Genomic DNA, 23,402 nt, shown 5'->3' with positions numbered 1-23,402 from the left:
GGCCGCATGCTGTCCGACCCGCACGGGCGAAACCTTGATCCGCCGACGCGCCCGCACACGGCAGACGATCTCCACGGCACCGGATCCTCATCGCCAGTGACGTCATCGGGCGTCCCGCGGACCGGTATAAACCCCGCCCCACCGTACGGGTGCGGACCTCACCGGGCACACAGCGATGCGGCCATCACGTCCGCGAAGATTCCGCGACGCAGTGACCGCCCGCGTCCACCGTCGGAGGTCGTTGGTGCGCAAAAAGAGGCAGTGCCCCACCCGCTGGGCGGCTCAGACCCACAGAAGTGGGGCACCGGTTCATCCCCTAACAACGGAGGCCGACGTATCCGCTCCCATGGAGGGCAACCTCCGCGCACACACCGTAACCGGTCTGAGTCCTCCGGTTAGATCGCATTAATGCGATTGCAATGAATCGTTACCTCCCTGTCGATCCCGAGCCGCAGCCCCGCAGGTACGGGCGTCACCAGTGTCTACGCAGGTTGACGCAACGTTGCCCGGATCTACAACCTTCCGTTCGACTCCCAGAACGAAATCGCAAGATTGCGCAGCGGGAGACCGAGGTCCCCGCACACCACCGAGATCGCCATCCGGAACCCCAGCGAGCCCAAGCTCCCGGGTCCTCGCTGCCGGGTCTCCGCTCCCCGCTCCGGTTTCCCGCTCCCCTCGCCGGTTTCCCGCTCCCCTCGCCGGCTTCCCGGCTTCCGCCGCCGCTCCTGGCTTCCCGCTCCCCTCCCGGCGTCGAACCGATGGCGGCGATAAGGGTGCGGGCATTGCGCGATGCCGACAAACCCGCAACTACCCGCCGACAGCCCCCGCCGCCCCGCCGACGCGTGTGCGCCACTCGAGCACCGCGCGCAGGCGCTCGGGCAGTTCTCCGGCCGAGGGCGCCTCGACCGGGACCCGAGCCTCCGCGAGCGTGCGCTTGGCGCGCGAGATGCGCTGACCGATGGTCGCCGAGGGGCAGAGAAACGCCCGCGCGATCTCCTCGGTGGTCAGGCCGCCGAACAACCGCAGTGTGAGCGCGACCCGCGATTCGGGCGAGAGCACCGGATGGCAGGTGGTGAACACCATGGTCAGCAGATCGTCCGGGATGGGAGTGAGCGCCTCGGCGGTGACGTCCGGGAGTTGCCCGTCGCGCCCGGCGAGCAGGAGCGGCGCCTTCTTGCGCGCCGTCTCCTCCCGCCGGGCACGGTCGATCGCCTTGTGCCACGCGGTGCTCGTCAACCAGGCGCCGGACCTGGCCGGAATGCCCTCGGCGGGCCACTGCTCCGGGGCGGCGACGAATGCCTCGGAGGCCAGGTCCTCGGCGATGTCGAGGTCGCCGATGCGGCGGGCCAGCGTCGCGATCAGCTGAGGTGCCTCGATCCGCCACAGCGCCTCGACCGATTCGCGCAGTTCCATCGGCCGGCCGGGTTCATTCCGAGGGCCGGTGCTGCAGCTGCTCGCTGCGGGCCAGGGTCTCGGCGTCGACGGTTTCGGCGAAGTCGTCCATATCGAAGAGCGGGCGAATCTCCAGAACCTGGGAATCACCGTACGACGGATCGAACGGGCAGCGCTTCGCCCACTCGACGGCCTCCGCCAGCGAGCTGACCTCCCAAATCCAGTATCCCGCAATGACTTCCTTGGACTCGGTGAACGGACCGTCCACCACCGAGGTTCCGGAAGTCGAGAAGCTGACCTTCGCTCCGGTGCTGCTGGGCTGGAGTCCTTCGCCGCCGAGCATGATGCCCGCCTTCACCAACTTCTCGTTGAACTCCTGCATCTTCTCGAACATCTCCTGGGTCGGCTGCCCCTTGCCTTCGTCGGCGGCATCGCCCTTGGTCATCACCATCACGCGCATGACGAAACCTCTTTTCTCAGTTGCTGCCGGCTACGCGGCGCAGCAGGTCGGCGATGAATTCGGGATCGACAGCGTCGCCTTCGCGGAAGTCGACGGCCTTGCGCTCACCGGACCCCAACGACCGAAGCACCCCCGGCACCGGCTCGATCTCCTGTGCGCCGAAAACCATGAACGAGACCTTAGCCGCGGCCACGTGCAACACGGCCACGTTCGTCCCGTCGACCGTGAAATGTGGCTTGCCGTACTGGAATACCTCCACGACACCCGGCAGGGTGCCGTGCACGGTACGGCGCAGGCTCGCGCAGATCCCGGTCTGCCAGGCTTTCTTGCCGTCGATGTAGGCGGTGACGTCGGTGTTCATCTCGTTCTTCCCTCCGTGGCTGGGCCGGCCGGTCCGGCTCTCGACAAGTCCTTCGCGCGACCCTCGGGGATTTCGACATGGAAGGAAAACTTTTTTCGGACCGGCACGAGTCCTTGGTCACGGCGGCACCGACGTTCGGCCCTACCGGCGCGACGGGTGCGATGCATACGGTCGAGACACGAGCGGCGCCGGGAGTCGCATCCGCGGCGATCACGGCGCCGATTTCCCAGCGAAGGCACGCCGATGACGGACACGCGCGAATCTCACCTCAGCCAGTCCGACCTGTTCTCGTGGAGCATGGAGCGCGACGCGGTCCTGCGCTCGACGATCGTCTCGGTCGTGATGCTCGACGCCGAGCCCGACTGGGAACGACTGGTGAAGGCCGTCGATCGCGGCACCCGGGTGGCGCCCCGCTTCCGGGATCGGCTGGTCGCCCTGCCGGCCGGTCTCGCTCCGCCGCGCTGGGAAGCCGACCCCGGCTTCGACCTGTCCTGGCATATGCGCCGGGTCGCACTGCCGGCCGCGCTCGACCGGACGGCGGTGTTCGAATTCGCCCGTGTCGAGGCCATGACAGCCTTCGACCCGGTCCGCCCGCTGTGGCAGGTGACCGTGCTCGGCGATGTGGCCGGCGGCGGCAGCGCGCTGGTGCTCAAGGTGCACCACTGCCTGACCGACGGCTTGGGCGGCATCCAATTGGCCAACGAGATCGTCGATTTCACCCGCTCCGGCGGCGAACCTCGGCCGGATCCCGAGCCCGCCCCGGAAAGCCGCGGTGGGCTGGCCGACATCGTCGGATGGAACTGGGCGGTGGGATCGGAGTTGCTGCGCGGCGGCCTCGCGCACGTGCTGCCGCTGGCCCGCCACGCCCTCACCCACCCGGTGGGTACCGTGCGCGACGGGGTGGGGCTGGCCGTCTCGATCGGCAAACTGGCGCGACCGGTGGTCGGCACCCTCTCCCCCGTGATGACGGAACGTGGTCTGGCGCGCCATCTTTCGACCGTCGATGTGCCGCTCGAACCGCTGCGCCGCGCCGCGCACACGGTCGGTTGCACCCTCAACGACGCCTTCCTGGCCGGGGTGGTCATCGGGCTGCACCGCTATCACGAAGTGCACGAAACGGAGGTCGAGCGGCTGCGGGTCACGATGCCGGTCAGCGTGCGCAAGGACACCGACCCGATCGGCGGAAATCGCATCACCCTGGTCAGATTCGCACTACCGGCCGGCATCACCGACCCGGCGGCACTGATGCCCGTACTCGACGCGATGGTCCTCGGCTGGCGACACGAACCGGCGATTCCCTATTCGGCCGCCGTCGCCGCCACCCTCAACCGGCTGCCGGTCGCCATCGTCACCGCGATGCTCAAGCACGTGGACTTCGTCGCCTCGGACGTCCCCGGCTCCCCCGTACCCATCTACATCGCCGGCGCCGCCGTCGAGCGGATGTACGCCTTCGGCCCCACCATCGGCACGGCGTTCAACGTCACCCTCATCTCACACACCGACACCTGCTGTGTGGGCATCAACGCCGATACCGCCGCCGTGCCGGACGTGGAAGTCTTCACCGACTGCCTCGCCGAAGGTTTCCACACCGTCCTCGAACTGGGTGGAGGCTAGTTGAGCCCGGCGTAGCTGTGCAGCCCGCTGACCACGATGTTGATGATGAAAAGGTTGAACAGCATCGCGACGAAACCGGCCACGTTGATCCAGGCGGCCTTGGTTTCGCGCCAGCCGGAGGTCGCGCGGGCGTGCAGGTAGGCGGCGTAGATGACCCAGGCGATGAAGGAGACGGTTTCCTTGGGGTCCCAGCCCCAGAAGCGGCCCCACGCGCTTTCGGCCCAGATGGCGCCGAGGATGATGCCGGTGCCGAAGAGGGGGAAGGCCACGACCGTCGTCCGGTAGGCGAGGCGGTCGAGGGTGCGGGCGTCGGGCAGGCGGCGGGCGAGGGCGCCGAGCGGGTTGCTCGATTCCTGCCCCTCCGGCTGGTTCATGCGCAGCAGGAACAGCAGGCTCGCCACACCGGAGAGCATGAAGATGCCGCTGCCGATGCTGACGATGGTGACGTGGATCGGCAGCCAGTACGACTTCAGCGCCGGAACCACGGGCGCGGCGTCGGCGTAGAGCACCTGGCCGGCCAGGAACATCAGGATCAGCACCGGGACCAGCAGGAAGACCCACATCGCGCGGTACCGGCGGTCGTGGATGAACACCAGGCCGGTGACCATCGCGGCCGCGGTCGCCATGGTGATGAACTCGTACATATTGCCGAGCGGGAAGCGGTGGGTCGCGAAGCCGCGCAACACGATCGAGGCCAGGTGCAGGCCGATCGCGACGAAGACGACCGCGAACGCCATATTGCCGAGTTGCTCCGCCAGCGAACGCTTCGGCGCGGGCTCCAGCTTGCCGGGGACGAGCGGGCGGTCGGCGCTCACGCCACCGGAGGCGCCCACGCCGACCAGTTCGCGCTCACGCTCCTGCGCGCTGGTCACCTTCTTCTTCGCGGAGGCGTACTGCACGATCAGCATCGCCAGCACCAGCAGGTAGACGACGAACGCCGTCTTGAAGGCGAGATTGCTGTAACCGGCGAGTGTTTCGTCGATCGGCATGTTCACTCTCCCGTGCTCTCGGTCCGGGCGACCGGGCGCTGATCCGTGGGGCTGCCGGTGTCGGTGCGGTCGGAGCCGAGCAGCCGCGTCAGCAAGCGGTCGAACTCGCCGCCCCACCCCGCCTGGTCGGTGCGGGCCAGCCCACCCATTTCTACTACAGTACGTCGTTCACCGGAACCGTCGTCGTCCGGGCCTTCCGGATAGGCGCGCAACCAGATCCGCCGCCGCTTCACCACCAGCGAGACCAGCAGACCGGCCATCATCGTCAACGCGCACACCAGCACCCAGCTCTGCGCCGGATCGTGGGAGACCTGCAGATTCGCGTACTGCTGCGCGCCGTCGAAGGTGACCTTGGTGCCGTCGGCCAGCGTGGCCGATTCACCGGGCCGCAGATTGACGCGCTGCTGCTTCGTCAGCCGGCCCTGTTTGATCATCTCCGGATCGAGCGAGAACAGCGACTGCGCGCGCCCGGTGTCGAGTCCGGTCTCGCCGCGGTAGATGTCGATCGCCACCGCCGGATCGGTCAGGCCCGGATACGAGGAGGTCAGCAGGCTGCCGTGCATCAGCGCGGTCGGGGCGAACAGGCCCTCGATCGCGATCTGGTTCTTGCGCCGCTCGTCCTCGCTGCCGTACATACCGCCCGGCGGGTCGAATCGCATCACACCGCTGGACAGGAAGGTGGCGCCGTCGTCGGGCCGCCACTGGATGGTCTCGGTGCGCTTCTGCCCGTTCGGATAGGTGACGGTGAAGGTCGGCGCGTAACCGTGTCCCTGCAGGTAGACACGGTCGCCGGCGACGCGCAGCGGATGGTTGACCTGGATGGTGGTGTCACGCCAGGTGTCGGTCGCCAGATCCTCGCCGGTCTGATACGAGATGTCGGCGGTGAACATCTCGGCCTGCCCGTTGGGAAGGTAGTCGGCCTTGAAATCCTTGACGCGCACGCAGACCGGGGTCAGTCCGGTGCCGTCGTTGACCCGCCCGGCCTTGAAGGAATCGAAGACCGCCGGCGAGGTGGTGCAGAATCCGGGACCGCCGTCGGCGACGACGATCACGTTGCCCTCGTAGCCGAACAGCTTGCCCGCCGCGATCGCGACCAGCAGGCCGACCAGGGCCAGGTGGAAGACCAGGTTGCCGAGCTCGCGCAGATACCCCTTCTCCGCGGAGAGCGTCACCTCACCGGGACGGCCGTTGCGCACGCCGGATTCGTCCCGCACCACCGTGCGCCAGCCGCGCAGCCCGCGCCGCGCCTGCTCGATCGCCTCGGCCGGGGTGTCATCGGTGGTGGTCGCGGCGTGATGCGGCAGCCGGGACAGGTTGCGCGGCACCATGACCGGCGGTGTGCGCAGCGCCTTGTAGTGGTCGAAGACGCGCGGCACGATGCAGCCGACCAGTGAGACGAACAGCAGGGCGTAGATCGCGGTGAACCAGAAGCTGGAGAACACGTCGAACAGCTGCAGCCGGTCCATCCACGGACCGAGGGTGCCGCGATCGGCGATGTACTTGTCGACCTTCTGCGGGTTGAGACTGCGCTGCGGCAGCAACGCCCCCGGAATCGCCGCCAGCGCCAGCAGGAACAGCAGCATCAGCGCGGTGCGCATACTGGTCAATCCGCGCCAGGCGTTGCGCAGCAGTGCGAACGCGCGGCGCGGCAGCGACTGGCGCGGCGGCTTCGCAGCGGTGGACGGGGGCGTCATCGTGGCAGTCATGGGGCTCAGATCGGCAGGGTTACCTGGGAGACGAATACGTTGCGGATCCATCCGACGAACTGATCCCACATCCCGGTGACCAGTGCGATGCCGACCACGACGAGCAGTACGCCGCCGATGATCTGAATGGTGCGCGAGTTGCGCCGGAGCCAGCCGACTCCGCGCAGCGCGGTGGCCGATCCGAACGCGAGAATCACGAACGGCAGGCCGAGACCGAGGCAGTACGCCACGATCAGCGCGACACCGCGAGCGGCCGTCGCCCCCTCGGTGCCGGCGGAAACGGCCATCACGCCGGACAGCGTCGGACCCAGGCACGGCGTCCAGCCGAGGGCGAACACCGCGCCCAGCAGCGGCGCGCCGACGATTCCGGTGAGCCGGCGCGGATGCATTCTGGTGTCACGCTGCAACATCGGCACCAGGCCGAGGAACACCAGCCCCATCACGATCGTCACCACGCCGCCGATGCGTTGCAGCAGTTCACGATTGACGTTCAGGGTCTGGATGACCCCGAAGACCGTGGCCGAGGCCAGCACGAACACCACGGTGAAACCGGCGACGAAGAGTCCGGCCGCACCCGCCACGCGCATCCGCCCGCTGCGCAGCGCGACGGCCGCGCTCTTGCCCTGGGCTTCGCCGACGGTGACCGGCGGCGCTTCGGCGCCCACGAGCCCGGCCAGATAAGACAGATATCCCGGCACCAGCGGCACCACGCACGGCGACGCGAACGAGACGAGTCCGGCGAGCAGGCAGGCGCCCAAGGCCAGCAGCAGCGGCCCGGTGGCCGCGGTCTGCTGGAACGATTCGCCCACCGAAGCCAACGCCGGCACCGCCGGGGAAGCCAACGCCGTCACTGCCGGCCCTCCTGCGCGACCTGATTCACCACCGGCAGCAGATCCTCGGCCAGCAACGACCGCAGGAAGACCGCGGCGACGCGATGCTGCCGATCCAGCACCAGCGTGGTGGGGATGACGCTGGTGGGGAATTTGCCGCCGAGCGCCAGCAGGCTGCGCATCTCGGGGTCGTAGATGGAGGGATAGCCGACGTGATTGTCGGTCACGAAGTCGCGCGCCTTGTCCTGTTGCGGATCACGCACATTGATCCCCAGGAAGGCGACGCCCTTGTCCTTGGACTGTTCGTAGACCTGTTCCAGCGCGGGCGCTTCCGCGCGGCACGGCCCGCACCACTGCCCCCAGAGGTTCAGCACGACGACCTGATTCGGGAAGTCGTCGACCGAGACGGTCTTGCCGGTCAGCAGATTCGGTCCCGAGAGGTGGCCGATCGTGCCGCGCGCGGCCGGTGGGTCGTACCGGATATCGGTCTTGCCACCGGGTGAGACGAAATCGAAGGTGCCGCCCTGGGCGACCGCGTCGTTACCCGACGAACAACCGGCCAGCGCGGCGACGACCGCCACGCAGGCCAGCAGCATCGGCAGCAGACGCCGGACCGCCCCGCTCACGCCCCGGTCACCCTGGGATCCGAGCCGCCGGACGGCTCGGAGTAGACGATGTCGATCAACGTATCGCCTTGGTACACAAGCGAAGTCAGCGAAGCCAGCGAGCACTGCCGCTGCCGCGGATCGTGCCACAGCCGCTTGCCCTCCAGGAAGCGACGCAACGTCCACACCGGCAGTTGATGCGATACCACCACGGCCTCGTGCCCGGCCGCCTCCACCCGCGCCTTGTTCACGGCGGCGAGCATGCGATGCGCGATCTGCAGATACGGCTCTCCCCACGACGGGGTGAACGGATCGCGCAATTTCCACCAGTGCCGCGGCTTGCGCAGCGCGCCGTCGCCGACCGATACCCGCAGGCCCTCGAAGGTGTTGCCGGCCTCGATGAGGTTGTCGTCGGTGCGCACGATCAGCCCGTGCTGTCCGGCGATCGGCGCGGCGGTCTCCTGGGCGCGCTGCAGCGGCGAGGCGACGACCAGGGCGATGTCGTGGTCGGCGAGGGTGCGCGCGACCGTCGCCGCCTGCGAACGGCCGGTCACCGAGAGACTGAAGCCGGGCAGGCGGCCGTAGAGGATCCCCTTGGGGTTGTGCACCTCGCCGTGGCGCATCACGTGCACGATCGTCTCGGTATCCGAGGCGACGTCACCGGGGAGCGAGGGAACCTTGCCGGCATCGGCTCCCGAGCCGGGCACGGGCGCCTGCGACGGTTCGGTGTCCCCGTTCGCCGCGGCCGCACCGGTCGACGCCGGTTCTTCGTGCGAGGGGGATTCTGTTGCGGCAGTGACGGATTCGAGCTGATCTGAGTCGCTCACGCGCGGGATCCTTCGGGTGTGGCGGCCGCGGCTGCCGCGGCGGCGGCGGGCAGTGCGGCAGCGATACGGTCGAATGCGTCCTCGTCGAGGGCGGCCGAGACGAACCAGGCCTCGAACGGGCTCGGCGGCGCGTAGACGCCACGCTCCAGCAGCGCGTGGAAGAAGGCCGGGAAACGCCAGGTGGCGGTGGCCTTGGCGGTGGCGTAGTCGGTAACCGGACCCTCGGCGAAGAACACGCTCACCATATTGCCCGCGAATTGCACGGTGTGCGGGACCCCCGCGGTGGTCAGAGCATCGGTGATCAGGGATCCGAGTCGTTCGGCGTTGCGGTCGAGGGCCGCGTAGACGTCCGCGTCGGCGGCGCGCAGCGTGGCCAGCCCGGCCGCCACCGCCACCGGATTACCCGAGAGCGTGCCCGCTTGATACACCGGCCCGATCGGCGCGAGGTGATCCATGACCTCGGCGCGGCCACCGAAGGCCGCGGCCGGGAGTCCGCCGCTCATCACCTTGCCGAAGGTGTACAGATCGCCGGCCACCGGATCGCGGCCGTACCAGCCCGCGGCGCTGACGCGGAAGCCGGTCATCACCTCGTCCATGATCAGCAGGGCGCCGTGTTCGCTGGTCAGCTCGCGCAGGCCGGCGTTGAAACCGGGCAGCGGCGGGACCGCGCCCATATTGCCGGCGGCCGCCTCGGTGATCACGGCGGCGATCTGGCCCGGATATTCGGCGAAGGCCGTGGCGACGGCTTCGAGGTCGTTGTAGGGCAGTACGAGGGTGTCGGAGGCCTGCGCCCCGGTCACACCCGGCGAGGTGGGCAGACCCAGGGTGGCGACGCCGGAACCGGCATCGGCCAGCAACGCGTCGACATGGCCGTGATAGCAGCCCGCGAACTTGACGATCTTGCTGCGTCCGGTGAATCCGCGCGCCAGCCGCACCGCGCTCATGGTGGCCTCGGTGCCGGAGTTCACCAGCCGCACCCGCTGCACCGGATCGACCCGCGCGGCGATCGCCTCGGCCAGCTCGATCTCGGCCTCGGTCGGCGCGCCGAAGGACAGCCCGCTGGTGGCGGCCCGCTGCACCGCGTCCACGACGGCCGGGTGCGCATGTCCGAGGATCATCGGTCCCCAGGAACACACCAGGTCCACATAGTCGTTGCCGTCGGCGTCGGTGAGCGTGTACCCGCGCGCCGAAGCGATGAATCGCGGGGTGCCGCCGACCGAATTGAAGGCCCGCACAGGCGAGTTCACACCGCCGGGGATGATCGCGGCGGCGCGTTCGAAGAGTCGGGCGGAGACCGGCACGTTTACCTGGGTCGCGCGCGGAGAAGAACTCACGACCACCAGTGTCGCAGCCCCCGCCGGAGCGGTCGACGACAGGGTGTAGTGGGGTGAGCCACCCCACAGAACGAGTCGGTGCATTGTACTCTCGCTCGCCCGACCAGCGGTTTGCCGAGAATTTCCTCACATTCGCCCGTCGGCGCCCGCAGCGCAACACGCGGCGTAAATTTCCTGCCATAAGGGTTGTGGCCTGGTTGCCCATGCGTAACCTCGTACCCACCATCACGCTCACCGCCGGGAGGGTCCATGCGCAAAGCAGTATTCGGGGTAGCCCTGTTGACAACCCTCGTCGGCTCCGTCGCGGCAGCGACCCAGGCCGCCGCCGTGACGCCCGTCGTCCAGCCCGAACAGCAGCGCGCCGGAGTGATCCTCACCCACGACGAGACCGCCGCGCTGGGCGACGGGCCGATTCCGGCACTGGTCACGATGGTCGTTCCGGAGAGCCGGATCGGTGCGGGTCTCGAGCCGGACACCCAGCTCTATCACGATCAGAACGGCAACGTGCACGCCTCACTGCGGCAGGTGATCGAGGAGGCGGCGAGCCATCCGGACGGCAACGTCGTGGTGATGGCGAACGTGCCCGGATCGCACGGCACGCGCCTGCTCGACGTCTTCCAGCAGTGGCACTGACCGAAGGTCTCCGACCGGCTCTGACCGAAGGTCTTCGACCGGCACTGACCGCGCGGCGGCGGTTCAGGGCACCGGAACGCCCAGGCACAGCAGGGCATAGCCGGTGGACAGCAGGCAATTCAGCGGCGTGGGAAGCAGATCCAGCAGTGAGGAAACCTGCCCCGCGCGCGGCGACACCGGAGTCGCGGCCACCGAATCGGCGACACCCGCGGCGGCGCGGCTCTGCGGGCCGGATGCCTGCGGACCGGCCGGCTCCACAGTAACCGCCGAAGTGCGTGCGGCCGAAGGACTTTCAGGCGAGGCGGCGGCCACGGCCACCGGGGCCATACCGATCGCTGCGGCCGCGAGAATCGTGAACGAGGATTTCCGCACTGCTCGGGTGCGCGTCATGGTGCTCATTTTCCGGTAATACCCACAACACTCGATCCGCTATCGGACGGCGCGCGGCGAAAACGGGTGCGGCTGTGGGGAACAGGCGTTTCAGCGCGGGCGCACCGCGCACCGCACCACCAGATCGATGGCCGCGAGTCCCGCGGCGGCGACCAGTACCGTGGCCAGCGCCAGCCACGGACCGGCGTAGTGAGTGGATTCGAAGGCAGGCTGATCTCCCACCGCCGCGAACCAGGTCCGGTGCACACCGTGCCGCCAGATGGGCACGGCGGCTACCGCGCAGGCCACGACCAGCACCAGATCGAGCAGGATCCACAGCCGGCGCATCACGCGACACCCTCCTTGCCCTCGGACCCCACGTCGCCCTGGCTGTCCGAACCGGACGCCACCACCGAATTCTCCGCATCGCCGGCGCTCGCCGCGAGCACGGCCGCGGACTCCTTCGCCGGAGTGTCCGCGGACTTCTTCGCCGCGGGAGCCGATTCCTCGGCGAGCCGCTCGAGTGCGGCGCTCAACTCGGCGCGCAACTGCTGATGATCGCGCGCCCAGGCCTGCACCATGGCGCCGTCGCGCAATTTCAGGCCGATACCGCGGCGGCGGCGCGGCACTCCGGTCAGTTCACCCAGTGCGCGGGCCGACTCCCAGGGATCGTCGTCCCACGATTCCTCGTCGTGTTCGGGAAAGACCCGCGCGATCGACTCCAGCGGCAGCGTTTCGGTGCCCTCGCGCAGCGCGGAGTCGGTGAGTTCGACGCTGACGTGGCGTTTTCCCGCCACGACCTGCAGAGTCACGAATCCGGCGAGCAGAATCGCGCAGAAGGTGAGACCGAACCAGTGCACCGGGCCGCGCCGCAGCGCCAGTTCCAGGATCAGCACCAGCAGGCAGAGCAGCGGGCCGTAGGCGACCGTTCGCCAGCGGGCGCCGGGCTCGCCGAACAGCACGGAATCCGGCCGCACCGCGGCGGTGGGTTGGGCGTCGCTCACGCAAGACCTCCGAATACGACGCGCGTGCCGGACCGAGCGGGTGGCGGCGGAGTCAGCCGACCTTCCCCGGGAGCAGCAGTCCGGCGAGGGTGAGCAGTGCGAGAAGCAGCAGCAGTCCCATCACCAGAACATCGCGTCGAATGCTTTGTCGCTGCTGAATCACCACGCGCATCGATGTCTCCGATCCACCGAAGCCATCCGTGCTGCGCTCTCATCGCGGTGACCGATCGATGCGACCACCGACCGAAAAACCACATCCGAAGAGCAACGCACAACCAACGACTTTCAGTTCCCGAGCTATCTGTGACAACCCTCACCATACATCCCGGTCGGCACGCGACAAATTCGGCCTCGCGTCTCAGCGGCCGTTCGCTCGGAAGAAAGCCTCGGATTCCTTTCTGCGGCAGAGGAATACAGCTCCGCAGGCCAGGACCGCCTGTAATATCGCCGCGGCCCCGATCAGCACCGCCGGGCCGCCCACGACCGCCCCGAGTCCGAACATCGACCCGACGGCGCCGAGCACCAGCACCACGGTCGCCACATCGGCAACCGTGCGCGCCCACAGTCGCCCGCGACCGAGCTCGTGCACCACGGCCACCGCGCCGATCCCGACTGCCAGGCCGTAGGTGAGGACCAGCACCTCGAGAATCGAGACCACGAGCTCCATCTGCGCAACGCTGAAGTCGGGCCGCTCGCCGTGCAGCTGGTCGTAGAAGTCCTGGGCGACCTGGCGACGATTACCGAGACGGTCGACCGCGCCGAGGATCAGCCGCAACACCCCGAGCGCGACCACGGCCCACCACAGCTGGCAGGCGGTGCGCACATCTTCGGGTCTGGTTCGGATGCCGGGCTCGGCCGGCATTGTCGCCGGATTCACGACAGCCAGTGCGCGGCCTCGGTGGCCCAGTAGGTCAGCACGATATCCGCGCCCGCCCGGCGGATGCCGAGAAGCGATTCGAGGATGGCGCCGCGGCGGTCGATCCAGCCGCGTTCGGCCGCGGCCGTGATCATCGCGTACTCGCCGGAGATCTGATACGCCGCGACCGGAACCGGCGAATGATCGGCGACGTCACGCAGGATGTCGAGATACGACATGGCCGGTTTGACCATCACGATGTCGGCGCCCTCGGCCAGGTCCAGCTCGAGTTCGCGCAGCGATTCACGCCGATTCGCGGCATCCTGCTGATAGGTGCGGCGATCGCCCTGCAGCGACGATCCGACGGCCTCGCGGAACGGGCCGTAGAACGCCGAAGCGTATTTGGCCGCGTAGGCGAGGATCCCGGCGTCGATGTGGCCGGCGGCATCCAGACCCGCGCGGATCGCGCCGACCTGGCCGTCCATCATGCCGCTGGTGCCCAGCAGTTCGGCGCCCGCCTCGGCTTGGGCCAGCGCCATCTCGACGTAGCGGTCCAGAGTCGCGTCGTTGTCGACGGAGCCGTCGCCGGCCAGCACCCCGCAGTGCCCGTGATCGGTGAATTCGTCCAGACACGTATCGGCCATCACGACGGTGTCGCCGCCGACCTCCTCGGTCAGCGCGCGCAGGCCGCGATTGAGAATGCCGTCCGGGGCACTGGCCTGGCTGCCCACCGCGTCCTTGTCCTCCGGGCGCGGTACGCCGAACAGCATGAGCCCGCCGACGCCCGCGCCGACCGCCTCCGCCGCGGCCTTGCGCAGCGAATCCATCGAATGCTGGTACACGCCGGGCATCGAACTGATCTCGCGCGGTTCGGCCAGTCCGTCGGCGACGAACATGGGCAGTACCAATTGCCTTGGTTCCAAGGTGGTTTCGGCGACGAGGCGACGCATCGCGGGGGTACGACGCAACCGCCGCGGGCGGTCCATTCCGGTCATAACCGCACGATACGCCGCGCGAAAGCCCGGCTCCCAGGCACCTCCCGGCCGATTGGCGCGGATCACAGCCGGCAAATTCCGGGCGACGCGCGGGCGATCCGGCCGCGGGCCGAAACCCGTTGCGGGGCCCGGTTTTTGTCGGTGCCCTCCGGTAGAATCGAAGATGTGTTCGAGGGGATTCGTCAACAGTCGAACCGGCCTCGGTAGCGCGCTACTGCCCACGGCGCACGACCGATCGATCGGCGGTGGGACGGACTGCCCATATCCGTCCCGCCTTCGATTCCGTCCACCGACGACCCGGCGAATCTCCATCCGAGGGGAGGATTCTCATGCCCACCGCACCGACGATCATCGATCCCTACGCGCCGCTGCTGAAACAGCCTCTACCGGCCGGACGGCCGCGCTCCTGGTACGTCATGCACAACCGCAGGCTGAAGGCCATGCGGCTGGCCATCGCCCTGCTCGACTCCGGCGTCTACCGCGCCAACCTCGCCGACAACCAGACCATCCGGCACACCGCCGAGGTCGTCGGCATCCGCCCGCCCTCGAACAAGACCTGCAGCCTCGTCCGCGACCTCATGCGCGTCCGGCGGGTGTGAGGGTCTCCCACTCAGCCGCTCAGCGGCTGCGGCGGCTCTTCTTGCGCGGCGGGGGCAGCAGGCCCTCGGCGCGCAGGTGGGCGGCGTGTTCGGCCAGGGCGTCGACCAGCGGGCCGACCTGGGCGATCTCGGGTTGCACATCCACGCGCAAACCGAATTCGATAGCCGTTTCGGCGGTTTTGGGGCCGATACAGGCAACGATGGTGCGCGCGTGCGGCTTTCCGGCGATACCGACCAGATTCCGGACCGTGGACGAGGAGGTGAACAGCACGGCGTCGAAGCCGCCGGTCTTGATCATCTCCCGCGTTTCGGCCGGCGGCGGCGAGGCCCGCACGGTGCGATACGCGGTGACATCGTCGATCTCCCAACCGCGGTCGCGCAGACCCTCGGCCAGCGTTTCGGTGGCGATATCGGCGCGCGGCAGCAGCACGCGGTTGACCGGGTCGAAAACATCGTCGTAGGGCGGGAAGTCGGCCAGCAGACCCTCCGAGGACTGCTCACCGCTGGGCACCAGTTCGGGATTGATACCGAACGAGCGCACCTTGTCGGCGGTCGCCTCACCGACGCACGCGATCTTCACACCGGAGAAAGCCCGTGCGTCCAAACCGAATTCGCCGAACTTCTCCCACACCGCGCGCACGGCGTTGGTGGAGGTGAACACCACCCACTGGTAACGACCGTCGACCAGGCCCTTGACCGCGCGCTCCATCTGCGCGGGGCTGCGCGGCGGCTCGACGGCGATGGTCGGAACTTCCATCGGGATGGCGCCGTGCATGACGAGCTTCTCGCTCATCTCACCGGCCTGCTCCTTGGTGCGCGGCACCAGCACGGTCCAGCCGTACAACGCCCGCGACTCCCACCACGACATCTTGGAGCGCTTCTCGACCTCCTTGCCGACCGTGACCACGAGCGGTCCGACCAGCTCCGAGGCGGCGGAGTTCAGGGTGGCCAGCGTCGCCTCGATGGTGCGCTGCTGCCGGGTGGTGCCCCGCACGGTCACCGCGACCGGGGTCTGCGGGGCGAGGCCGTGCTCGACCAGCGCGCTCGCGGTCTCGGCCAGGTGGCCGGAGGTGGCGTGCAGCACCAACGGGCCGGGGGCGGCGGCGACAGAGGCCCAGTCGACCTCGCCACGCACGTCGACCTCGGTGTGCGAGGAGCCGAGCGCGATACCGGCATACGCCGGCACCGTGGTCGCCGACGGCAGCCCGGGCAGCACCTCGAAGTTCATATGCGACCGGGTGACGGCGTTGACCTCGGAGATCACCGAATCGGTGGTCATCGGGTCGCCGGAGACCAGCCGCACCACATCGTGTCCGGCGCGGGCCTCGTGGACCAACGTCTTCGCGACCTCGGCCGGCTCGCCCAGCGCGGGGCGCACGTCGACCGCGGATTCCCCGTCGGGCCCCGGCTCGACGGCGGTGCCGATCATGGCCAGCACGCCCTTGTCGACATCGGGATCGGTGAACGCCAGGCGCGCTCGTCCCAGCACCTCGCGGGCGCGGACCGTGAGCAGCGCCGGGTCACCAGGACCCGACCCGACGAACAGAATCCGACCGGGATGTTTCTTGGTGGCTCGGCTCATGGCTTGTTCTCCATCGGGCTGGGATTGGTGAAGTCGGACGCGCCGGCGGATACCTCGCCGGCCAGCAGGTCGCGCGCCCCCAGCTCCAGGAGCTCACGCGCCAGATCGCGGCCCAGCTGCTCTGCGTTCGCGAGCGAGCCGACCGCCGAGGCCCGGATGACATCCGAGCCGTCGATCGCCGCCGCGCCGCCGCGCAGCGACAGTTCCTCCACCACGCGGCCCTCGTCGTCGAGCGATTCGACGACTTCGGCGAGCGCACCGACCGGTGCCGTGCAACCGGCTTCGAGTTCGGCGAGCAGCGCGCGTTCGGCGACGACCGTGGCGCGACTGCCCGGATCGTCGAGGGTGGACAGGATGCTGACGAGATCGCTTTCCTCGCTGCGGCATTCGACCGCGAGCGCGCCCTGAGCCGGTGCCGGCAACATCTGCACGGGCTCCAGGGCCTCGGTGACCGAGCCGAGCCGGTCCACGCGGGACAGCCCGGCCCGCGCGACGACCACGGCGTCGAGTTCCCCCTCGGCGACCTTACGAAGTCTGGTGTCGATATTGCCGCGCAACGGCACGATCTCGAGACCGAGCCCGAGTGCGCGCAACTGGGCGGCACGCCGCGGTGCGGAGGTGCCGACCCGGGATCCGGCGGGTAGTTCGCCCAGCACCAGGCCGTCCCGGGCGACCAGGACGTCACGCGGATCCTCGCGCGGCGGAATCGCGGCGATGGTGAAGCGGGGGTCCGGCGCGGTGGGCAGATCCTTGTAGGAGTGCACCGCGATGTCGACGGTCCCGGCGGCCAGTTCCTCGCGCAGCGCGGCGGTGAACACCCCGACACCGATCTTCTCGACCGGGTCGGACGACTGGTCGCCCGCCGTCTTCACGATCACCAGTTCGGCGTGCTGCCCGGTGGCGATCAGCGCGTCGCGCACGGTGCCGGCCTGGGTCAGTGCCAGCACGCTGCCGCGGGTGCCGATCCGCCACGGGGCGTCGGTGGTGCCGCGTCGCGTCATGTTGTGCTCCTGCGTGTCGACCCCGGTGGCCGCGCCCCCGAATGCGGTGGCCGTATCAGCGCTCACTGCGGATGCCCCTGTTCGTCTCCGAGATGGCTCGTGGTGAAGTCGTCGGCCAGTTCACCGCCGAGGGTGGCGATTTCCATCGGCGCCGCAACAGCTTGTGCCGCACCGGGTTTCAATTCGAACAATTCGCGCAGCGCTTCGGCGTAGCTGCCGCCGCCGGGCGCCGAGGCCAGCTGCTTGACCCGGACCGTGGGCGCGTGCAGCAGTTTGTCGACCACCCGGCGCACCGTGCGGGCCACCTCTTCGCGCTGCGGATCGCCGAGATCGGGCAGTTTGGATTCCAGCCGCATCAGTTCCGCCTCGACCACCTCGGCCGCGCGCTGGCGCAGGGCCGCGACGGTCGGGGTCACCTCGGCCATCCGCTGGCCGGACAGATATTTGGCGAGCTCCTCCGCGACCAGGGCGCGCGCGGCGCTGGTGTCGTCGGCCGCCGCACCCGCCGCGGGATCGCGCTGCAGCGTCTCCATATCGATGACGGTGATATCGGGCAGTCCGGCCACCGCGGGATCCACATCGCGCGGCAGTCCCAGGTCGCAGATCACCATCTGATGTCCGGCGCGGGAGACGTTGAGGGCGCGGTGGGCGTCGGCCAGGCTCACCACCGAACCGACCGCGCCGGTGCTGGTGATGACGATGTCGGCGTCGGCCATGGCGTTCACCAGGTTCGACAGTTCCATCGCGGTCGCCGGTGCGCCGTGCATGGTGGTCGCGGTGTGGGCCAGCCGCTGGGCACGCTCGAGGGTGCGGTTGACCACGATGATTCTGCCGATTCCGGCCCGTGCCAGATGGGCCACCGACAGCCCGCCCATCGCGCCCGCGCCGACCACGACCGCGGTGCGCCCGGCCAGATCACCGAGCACGTTCGCGGCGCGATCCAGCGCGACCGACACCACCGAGGCGCCCGCGCGGTCGATCCCGGTCTCCGAATGCACCCGCTTGCCGACGCGCAGGGCGTGCTGGGCCAATTCGTGCAGGGTGCGCCCGGCGGCCTGCTGGGCATCGGCGGCGGCGTAGGCCGAGCGGATCTGGCTGAGCACCTGCTGCTCGCCGACGACCATCGAATCCAGGCCGCTGGCCACCGCGAACAGATGTTCGGCCGCCGCCTCGCTGTAACGCACGTAGGCGTGTTTGGTCAGTTCGGGCAGCGGCAGATCGGAATGCCGGGCCAGCAGATCGCCGACCTCGGCGAGCCCGCCGTGGAAGGCGTCGACCACGGCGTAGATCTCGACGCGGTTGCAGGTGGAGACGATCATCGCCTCGGAAATGTGCTGGGAGGCCAGCATGCGATCGGTCAGCTTGGGCCGGTCCTCCTCGGTGACCGCGACCTTCTCCAGCACCGCCACGGGAGCGCTGCGATGCGAAATTCCGACGAGAAGCACGCTCATGGTGCGACCACCGATCCCTTGCTGGTTGGCTCCGTTGCCGAATGCGAGGTTGTCTTGCGGGGTGCGGGCTGATGGGCCGCGCGTCCGGCCATCCGCCGCCCGATCGGGGTGGATACCGCGTGCACTGTCTCCCCCGCGGCGACGCGCTCGGCCGCGGCCGGTTCCGCGGCCTCGAGTTCCGCGCTGCGAGCGCGCTCGAAGGACAGCATCTGCAGTTCGACGGCGAGGTCGACGCGGCGGACCTCCACGGTGGCCGGAACCGCGAGGTTCACCGGCGAGAAGCTGAGGATGCACTGCACCCCGGCGGCGACGAGTTCGTCGCAGACGCCCTGGGCCGCGGCATCGGGAACGGTGACCACCGCGATCGTGGGGGCGAGTTCGGCGACCGCGGCCCGCAGCCGGGCGGTGTCGAGCACGCGCAGCCCGGCGACCGAGGCGCCGATCACCGCGGGATCGTTGTCGAAGATGCCGACCATGGTGAATCCGCGCCGCGAGAATCCGCCGTAACCGGCCAGTGCCCGGCCCAGATTTCCGGCGCCGACCAGGATCACGCGATGGCCGTCGGCCAAGCCGAGGACGTCCTCGATGCGGTTGCGCAGCTTGGCCACGTCGTAGCCGACGCCGCGAACCCCGTTGGGGCCGAGGAAGGATAGATCCTTGCGAAGCTTCGCCGAACCGACACCCGCCGCGACAGCCAGTTCTTCACTCGATACGATGAGCACACCCTCGTCGGCCAGGACGGCGAGCACTCGGAGGTAGGTGGCCAAGCGGGTCACCGTCGCCTGCGGGATGTCCTTGTTGATGGATTTGCCGGAAACGCTGTTCAGAGCTCTGCCGGAGACGCCACCTGGCGTCTCATGCTGCTCTGTCACGTCGTTCGGCTCCTCGTCCGGCCGGGGGGTAGTGTCCGGGTTTTCGCTTGGTCCGCCGCCGATACCGGGCACAGGCATCGGTATCGGATCGGTATTGATACACGGGGGTGCGGTTGCGTCCGCCGCCAGAAGCAGGCGGGTCGCGTGTCACCACCGTAACCGCTTGTGAAGCCCTGCACAAAGTCGGTGAATTCAGTCACTCTCCACTCGTCGGCTTCACGAATGCCTGCTCACATTCAACGGCCGTGGCACGGGCTTCGGTACAGGCACGCCGGACCGGCGATTTCGTCGCGCGAATCCGGCGATTCGCGGCTAATCGCAGGTCTGTCGGCACCGTGGCATTTAATGGCGATATGAGTACTGCCACGCATTCGGTGACTTTGCTGACCCGCGACGGCTGCGGTATGTGCACGGTCGCACTGACGCAACTGCGCGCCATCTGCGCGGACTTCGGGCTGGAACCGGCGACCGTCGATGTGGACGCGGCGGCGGCCACCGACCCGTCGCTGCGGGCCGAGTTCGGCGACCGGCTGCCGGTGGTGCTGCTAGACGGCCGTGAACACAGCTACTTCGACGTCGACGAACCGCGATTGCGGGCCGATCTGAGTCGCTGAGCACACATCGCCGAGCAGCCATCGGGACAACGCTGTGCTCGGCTAATGTTGGAGTGTTCGCGCGAACAGGCGGAGGTACTGGTGCCGGAACGATCGAAAGATGCGAGGACGGGCTTCATCGCGGGCAGGTTCGGCGAATTCCCGGCGCGCTGGGGACAGGGTCTGTCGGACCAGCTCACACGGATCGCGCGCAGCCCGTTCGGGCCCAGCGAGGAGGAGGTACGCGCCAACCTCGCCGGTGAGGCCAGCGCAGACGCGGCCCTCGCACTGCACGACGCGGAATTGGCCGAAACCTTTGGCGCCGAATCCGATTCGGAATTGCCGCCACACGCGCGCCCGCCCCGCGACCTGACCGCGGCGGCATTTTTCGACGTGGACAACACGATGGTGCAGGGCGCCTCGATCGTGCACTTCGCGCGCGGCCTGGCGGCGCGGAAATATTTCAAGACTTCCGACCTCGTCGATATGGCCTGGAAGCAGGTGAAATTCCGGGTCACCGGCAAGGAAAGCCAGGGCGATATGGCCAGCGGTAAGGAAAAAGCGCTGTCATTCATCGCCGGCCGCTCGACCGCCGAACTCGCCGCCCTCGGCGAGGAAATCTACGACGAAATCATCGCCGACAAGATCTGGCCCGGCACCCGCGCGCTGGCACAAATGCATCTGGACGCCGGGCAGCAGGTGTGGCTGGTCACCGCGACGCCGGTGGAACTCGCACAGGTCATCGCGAAACGCCTCGGGCTGACCGGCGCGCTGGGCACCGTCGCCGAAAGTGTGGACGGCGTCTTCACCGGACGGCTGGTCGGCGATATTCTGCACGGCCTCGGTAAAGCACATGCGGTGCGCACCCTGGCCATTCGCGAGGGTCTCAATCTCAAACGCTGCACGGCGTATTCCGACAGCCACAACGACGTGCCGATGCTCTCGCTGGCCGGTACCGCGGTGGCGATCAACCCGGATTCGGACCTGCGCGAGGTCGCCAAGAACCGCGGCTGGGAGATTCGCGATTTCCGCACCGGCCGCAAGGCCGCCAAGATCGGCGTGCCCACCGCATTGGCGCTGGGTGCGGCCGGTGGCGCGGCGGCGGCCGTGCTCACCCGCAAGCGCGAACAGCACGGCTGAGATTTTCCGGGACAGAAACGATCGAGCCTCCTCGCCGCAGCGAGGAGGCTCGATTTCTCCGGGCTCTGTTCGGCGTCAGCCGGTGAAGGGGTTGCGCCGCTTGGTGAGCAGCTTGTACAGCGTCTGCTGGATGGTTTCGCGGACCTGATCGGTGACCTCGAACATCGTCATCGGATCGTCGGCCGCCTCCGCCGCGTAATCCTCGGTCGCGATGGGCTTGCCGAATTCGATGGTCCACTTCGACGGCAACGGAATCGCACCCAGCGGTCCCAGATGCGGAAATGTCGGAGTCACCGGGAAATACGGCAATCCGAGCAGTCGCGCCAACGGCTTGATATCGGCGAGTTTCGGATAGATCTCCTCGGACCCGACGATCGAGCACGGAATGATCGGCACACCCGTTTTCACCGCCGCCGAAACGAATCCGCCGCGGCCGAAGCGCTGCAACTTGTAGCGCTCCGCATACGGCTTGCCGATGCCCTTGAAACCCTCGGGGAACACGCCCGCGACCTCGCCGGAGCGCAGCAGCCGCTCAGCATCTGCCGGGCAGGCCAGAGTGTGCCCGGCCTTGCGAGCCAGCCCGCCGACCACCGGTGTCTCGAACACCAGATCGGCGGCCAGCAATCGCAGCGACCGATGGGCGGGATGCCGATCGTGCACCGCCAGCTGCAGCATCAGCGCGTCCAGTGCCACCACGCCGGCGTGATTGGAGACGACCAGCGCACCACCAGAGGACGGAATGTTCTCGATACCGTTGACGTCCACCCGGAACCACAGCTCCGACAGTGGTCGCAGCGTCGGCAGAATGACCGATTCGAGCAGATGTTCGTCTCGCCCGAATTCGTCGACCTGATAGTCCCCGGTGAGGCGGCGGCGGGCGAAATCGGCGGTATTGCGAATACCGTCGGCCACCGCACCCCGCACCAGATCACCCAGCGAGCGCGGCGGCGCCGATTCGGCCAGCCGCTCGGTCAACGAGGTCACCGGCTGCAGGGCCGACTCCCCGGGCCAGCGCCGCGATGCCGGGCGCTGCCGGGCCTCGAAATCCGTCTCGTGCAGGTGAATGACTTTGGCCACGTCGTTCATCGATGTGCTCCCGTCCCGGCCCCGACGAGGCCGAGGAGTCTGTGTTCTGCAGCGTCGATCCAGTGCGGATCTATGACGGGCCGCAACGCTGCGCCCCCGATGAAGTCGTCGAACGCCTGCACCGTCGTCCAGCGCGGTGCGAAGCCGAGTTCGGTGCGCATTCTCGTGGTGTCCAATCCACAGCCGTAGTGGAAGTAGTCGATCTGCTCGGTGGTGAACTCACGCATCACCGGGCCCATGAACGACCGGCCGACCGTCCGGAAAACACTCATCGGCACCGGTAGTTCGACGCGACCCGCGCGACGGATGGCCTGCGACAAAGCCAGCGACCCGTCCCCGGCGACGTTGAACGTGCCGCCCGGTGCGGAATGCGCCGCGTGCGCCAGCGCCGCGATCGCGTCCTCTTCGTGCAACAGCTGCATACGGGGGTCGCGACCGAAGATCGTCGGCGTGATCGGGGAGCGAAAATACTGCACACCCCGGCCCGCCAGACGCGGCCCCACAATCGGTGGAAATCGAAGGATCGTCGCGGCGATATCCGGACGCCGACGCGCCATTCCACGGACGAATCCCTCGACCTCGATCATATCGCGCGCGAACCAGCCCTTCGGCGGCGTGCGCGCGCTCATTTCCTCGGTGAATTTCGCCGGATCCTTCGGACCGCAACCGTACACCGCCGAGGAGGACCGGAGCACGACGCGGCGCACGCTGGGCGCCTTCTGACAGACCGCCATCAGCTGCATGGCGCCGAAGACGTTGTAATCCTTCATCGCCGCGCGGCCGCCGCCCGCGGGCGGGCGGGAGAGCACGGAGGGGTGCACCACGGTGTCGACGTTGTTTCCGTCGATCACCTTGCGGATCAACGGATTTCGGATATCGGCGCGGACGAACTCGGCGCGCCCCATCCGGCGCAGCAGATCCCGGCTGGGCAGGCGGGCATCGACCGCGATGACGCGTTCGATCGCGGGATCGGCCGCCAGCCGGGTGACGACATTGCCGCCGAAGAAGCGGCTCGCGCCCGTGACGAGGACGACTGTTGGCGGCTGGTCATTGCGGCCAGCCGTACGCCCGTCCCGCATATCTGAACCCACGCCGAATCCCAC

25 protein-coding genes are annotated in these 23,402 nt (G+C 68.6%); 5 read left to right on the top strand and 20 right to left on the bottom strand.

From position 1 onward, the window contains the following. Positions 1–807: 807 nt before the first annotated feature. Genes C8258_RS22440 through C8258_RS22430 form a run of 3 tightly spaced genes read right to left on the bottom strand, consistent with a single transcriptional unit; the run spans position 808 to position 2,213 of the window. Positions 808–1,413 carry a sigma factor-like helix-turn-helix DNA-binding protein gene (locus C8258_RS22440; protein WP_106956884.1) on the bottom strand — a complete coding sequence of 202 codons (606 nt, stop codon included), beginning with the start codon at positions 1,411–1,413 and terminating at the stop codon, positions 808–810. A 13-nt stretch (positions 1,414–1,426) separates the two neighbouring features. Next, the gene (locus C8258_RS22435) at positions 1,427–1,852 is read right to left on the bottom strand and encodes a YciI family protein (protein WP_106956883.1); all 426 of its coding nucleotides are present in this window, start codon (positions 1,850–1,852) and stop codon (positions 1,427–1,429) included. A gap of 16 nt (positions 1,853–1,868) precedes the next feature. Beyond that, positions 1,869–2,213: a DUF1801 domain-containing protein gene (locus tag C8258_RS22430; protein ID WP_106956882.1), complete on the bottom strand. Its 345-nt coding sequence runs from the start codon at positions 2,211–2,213 to the stop codon at positions 1,869–1,871. A gap of 243 nt (positions 2,214–2,456) precedes the next feature. Between C8258_RS22430 and C8258_RS22425 the strand changes: the two genes are divergently transcribed. After that, on the top strand, positions 2,457–3,827 hold the full coding sequence (locus C8258_RS22425) for a wax ester/triacylglycerol synthase domain-containing protein (RefSeq protein WP_106956881.1): 1,371 nt from the start codon (positions 2,457–2,459) through the stop codon (positions 3,825–3,827). Here C8258_RS22425 and ccsB read toward each other — a convergent pair. The 6 genes from ccsB to hemL form a co-directional block, all read right to left on the bottom strand. Next, the gene (gene ccsB, locus C8258_RS22420; protein ID WP_106956880.1) at positions 3,824–4,816 is read right to left on the bottom strand and encodes a c-type cytochrome biogenesis protein CcsB; all 993 of its coding nucleotides are present in this window, start codon (positions 4,814–4,816) and stop codon (positions 3,824–3,826) included. The genes C8258_RS22425 and ccsB overlap by 4 nt on opposite strands. 2 nt (positions 4,817–4,818) lie before the next feature. Further along, positions 4,819–6,522, bottom strand: coding sequence for a cytochrome c biogenesis protein ResB (locus tag C8258_RS22415; protein WP_106956879.1), 1,704 nt, complete (start codon positions 6,520–6,522; stop codon positions 4,819–4,821). 5 nt (positions 6,523–6,527) lie between these two features. Further along, complete coding sequence (locus tag C8258_RS22410; protein ID WP_106956934.1) at positions 6,528–7,349, bottom strand: cytochrome c biogenesis CcdA family protein; 822 nt, start codon at positions 7,347–7,349, stop codon at positions 6,528–6,530. Positions 7,350–7,369: 20 nt separating this feature from the next. Then, a complete protein-coding gene (locus C8258_RS22405; RefSeq protein WP_039781250.1) occupies positions 7,370–7,948 on the bottom strand; it encodes a TlpA disulfide reductase family protein in 579 nt (192 codons plus the stop codon). 26 nt (positions 7,949–7,974) lie between these two features. Continuing rightward, complete coding sequence (locus C8258_RS22400; protein WP_051025203.1) at positions 7,975–8,580, bottom strand: histidine phosphatase family protein; 606 nt, start codon at positions 8,578–8,580, stop codon at positions 7,975–7,977. Between the two features lie 200 nt (positions 8,581–8,780). Further along, positions 8,781–10,118, bottom strand: coding sequence for a glutamate-1-semialdehyde 2,1-aminomutase (hemL, locus tag C8258_RS22395; protein ID WP_106956933.1), 1,338 nt, complete (start codon positions 10,116–10,118; stop codon positions 8,781–8,783). Positions 10,119–10,367: 249 nt separating this feature from the next. On the opposite strand from hemL, the gene C8258_RS22390 reads away from it, so the two are divergent. Beyond that, entirely contained in the window at positions 10,368–10,751 is a 384-nt protein-coding gene (locus C8258_RS22390) for a hypothetical protein (protein ID WP_106956878.1), read from the top strand. Positions 10,752–10,814: 63 nt separating this feature from the next. Here the strand turns inward: C8258_RS22390 and C8258_RS22385 are convergent, their stop codons facing one another. The 5 genes from C8258_RS22385 to hemB all read right to left on the bottom strand — a co-directional run bounded on the left by C8258_RS22385 (position 10,815) and on the right by hemB (position 13,975). Then, positions 10,815–11,150 carry a hypothetical protein gene (locus C8258_RS22385; RefSeq protein ID WP_106956877.1) on the bottom strand — a complete coding sequence of 112 codons (336 nt, stop codon included), beginning with the start codon at positions 11,148–11,150 and terminating at the stop codon, positions 10,815–10,817. Positions 11,151–11,231: 81 nt separating this feature from the next. Beyond that, positions 11,232–11,471 carry a hypothetical protein gene (locus C8258_RS22380; RefSeq protein WP_143860068.1) on the bottom strand — a complete coding sequence of 80 codons (240 nt, stop codon included), beginning with the start codon at positions 11,469–11,471 and terminating at the stop codon, positions 11,232–11,234. Then, entirely contained in the window at positions 11,468–12,124 is a 657-nt protein-coding gene (locus C8258_RS22375) for a hypothetical protein (protein ID WP_369974803.1), read from the bottom strand. The genes C8258_RS22380 and C8258_RS22375 overlap by 4 nt, the downstream gene beginning before the upstream one ends. Positions 12,125–12,482: 358 nt before the next feature. Continuing rightward, a complete protein-coding gene (locus C8258_RS22370) occupies positions 12,483–13,001 on the bottom strand; it encodes a hypothetical protein (protein ID WP_106956876.1) in 519 nt (172 codons plus the stop codon). Then, positions 12,998–13,975, bottom strand: coding sequence for a porphobilinogen synthase (hemB, locus tag C8258_RS22365; protein ID WP_039781182.1), 978 nt, complete (start codon positions 13,973–13,975; stop codon positions 12,998–13,000). Before hemB ends, C8258_RS22370 begins: the two co-directional genes overlap by 4 nt. Before the next feature lie 329 nt (positions 13,976–14,304). Between hemB and C8258_RS22360 the strand changes: the two genes are divergently transcribed. Continuing rightward, a complete protein-coding gene (locus C8258_RS22360; protein WP_039781183.1) occupies positions 14,305–14,574 on the top strand; it encodes a hypothetical protein in 270 nt (89 codons plus the stop codon). Positions 14,575–14,593: 19 nt separating this feature from the next. On the opposite strand, the gene C8258_RS22355 is transcribed toward C8258_RS22360, so the two are convergent. The 4 genes from C8258_RS22355 to C8258_RS22340 all read right to left on the bottom strand — a co-directional run bounded on the left by C8258_RS22355 (position 14,594) and on the right by C8258_RS22340 (position 19,480). Further along, positions 14,594–16,156: a bifunctional uroporphyrinogen-III C-methyltransferase/uroporphyrinogen-III synthase gene (locus C8258_RS22355; RefSeq protein ID WP_036505992.1), complete on the bottom strand. Its 1,563-nt coding sequence runs from the start codon at positions 16,154–16,156 to the stop codon at positions 14,594–14,596. Next, positions 16,153–17,157: a hydroxymethylbilane synthase gene (hemC, locus tag C8258_RS22350; RefSeq protein ID WP_039781255.1), complete on the bottom strand. Its 1,005-nt coding sequence runs from the start codon at positions 17,155–17,157 to the stop codon at positions 16,153–16,155. The genes C8258_RS22355 and hemC overlap by 4 nt, the downstream gene beginning before the upstream one ends. A gap of 62 nt (positions 17,158–17,219) precedes the next feature. After that, positions 17,220–18,608 carry a glutamyl-tRNA reductase gene (locus C8258_RS22345; protein WP_036505994.1) on the bottom strand — a complete coding sequence of 463 codons (1,389 nt, stop codon included), beginning with the start codon at positions 18,606–18,608 and terminating at the stop codon, positions 17,220–17,222. Continuing rightward, the gene (locus C8258_RS22340) at positions 18,605–19,480 is read right to left on the bottom strand and encodes a redox-sensing transcriptional repressor Rex (protein ID WP_106956932.1); all 876 of its coding nucleotides are present in this window, start codon (positions 19,478–19,480) and stop codon (positions 18,605–18,607) included. The genes C8258_RS22345 and C8258_RS22340 overlap by 4 nt, the downstream gene beginning before the upstream one ends. A gap of 353 nt (positions 19,481–19,833) precedes the next feature. Here C8258_RS22340 and C8258_RS22335 point away from each other — a divergent pair, with 353 nt between their 5' ends. Next, entirely contained in the window at positions 19,834–20,094 is a 261-nt protein-coding gene (locus tag C8258_RS22335; RefSeq protein ID WP_036505996.1) for a glutaredoxin family protein, read from the top strand. Between the two features lie 81 nt (positions 20,095–20,175). Then, positions 20,176–21,213, top strand: a complete 1,038-nt coding sequence (locus C8258_RS22330) for an HAD family hydrolase (protein ID WP_369974802.1) — start codon at positions 20,176–20,178, stop codon at positions 21,211–21,213. 75 nt (positions 21,214–21,288) lie between these two features. Here C8258_RS22330 and C8258_RS22325 read toward each other — a convergent pair whose 3' ends face one another. Further along, a complete protein-coding gene (locus C8258_RS22325) occupies positions 21,289–22,299 on the bottom strand; it encodes a lysophospholipid acyltransferase family protein (protein ID WP_106956874.1) in 1,011 nt (336 codons plus the stop codon). After that, positions 22,296–23,378 carry an NAD-dependent epimerase/dehydratase family protein gene (locus C8258_RS22320; RefSeq protein WP_106956873.1) on the bottom strand — a complete coding sequence of 361 codons (1,083 nt, stop codon included), beginning with the start codon at positions 23,376–23,378 and terminating at the stop codon, positions 22,296–22,298. Before C8258_RS22320 ends, C8258_RS22325 begins: the two co-directional genes overlap by 4 nt. Between the last annotated feature and the right edge of the window lie 24 nt (positions 23,379–23,402).

The organism is Nocardia sp. MDA0666 (assembly GCF_003023875.1).
Lineage (GTDB): Bacteria > Actinomycetota > Actinomycetes > Mycobacteriales > Mycobacteriaceae > Nocardia > Nocardia aobensis.
The sequence above is the reverse complement of the archived record's forward strand: the minus strand, read 5'-3'. Positions and strand labels throughout refer to the sequence as shown.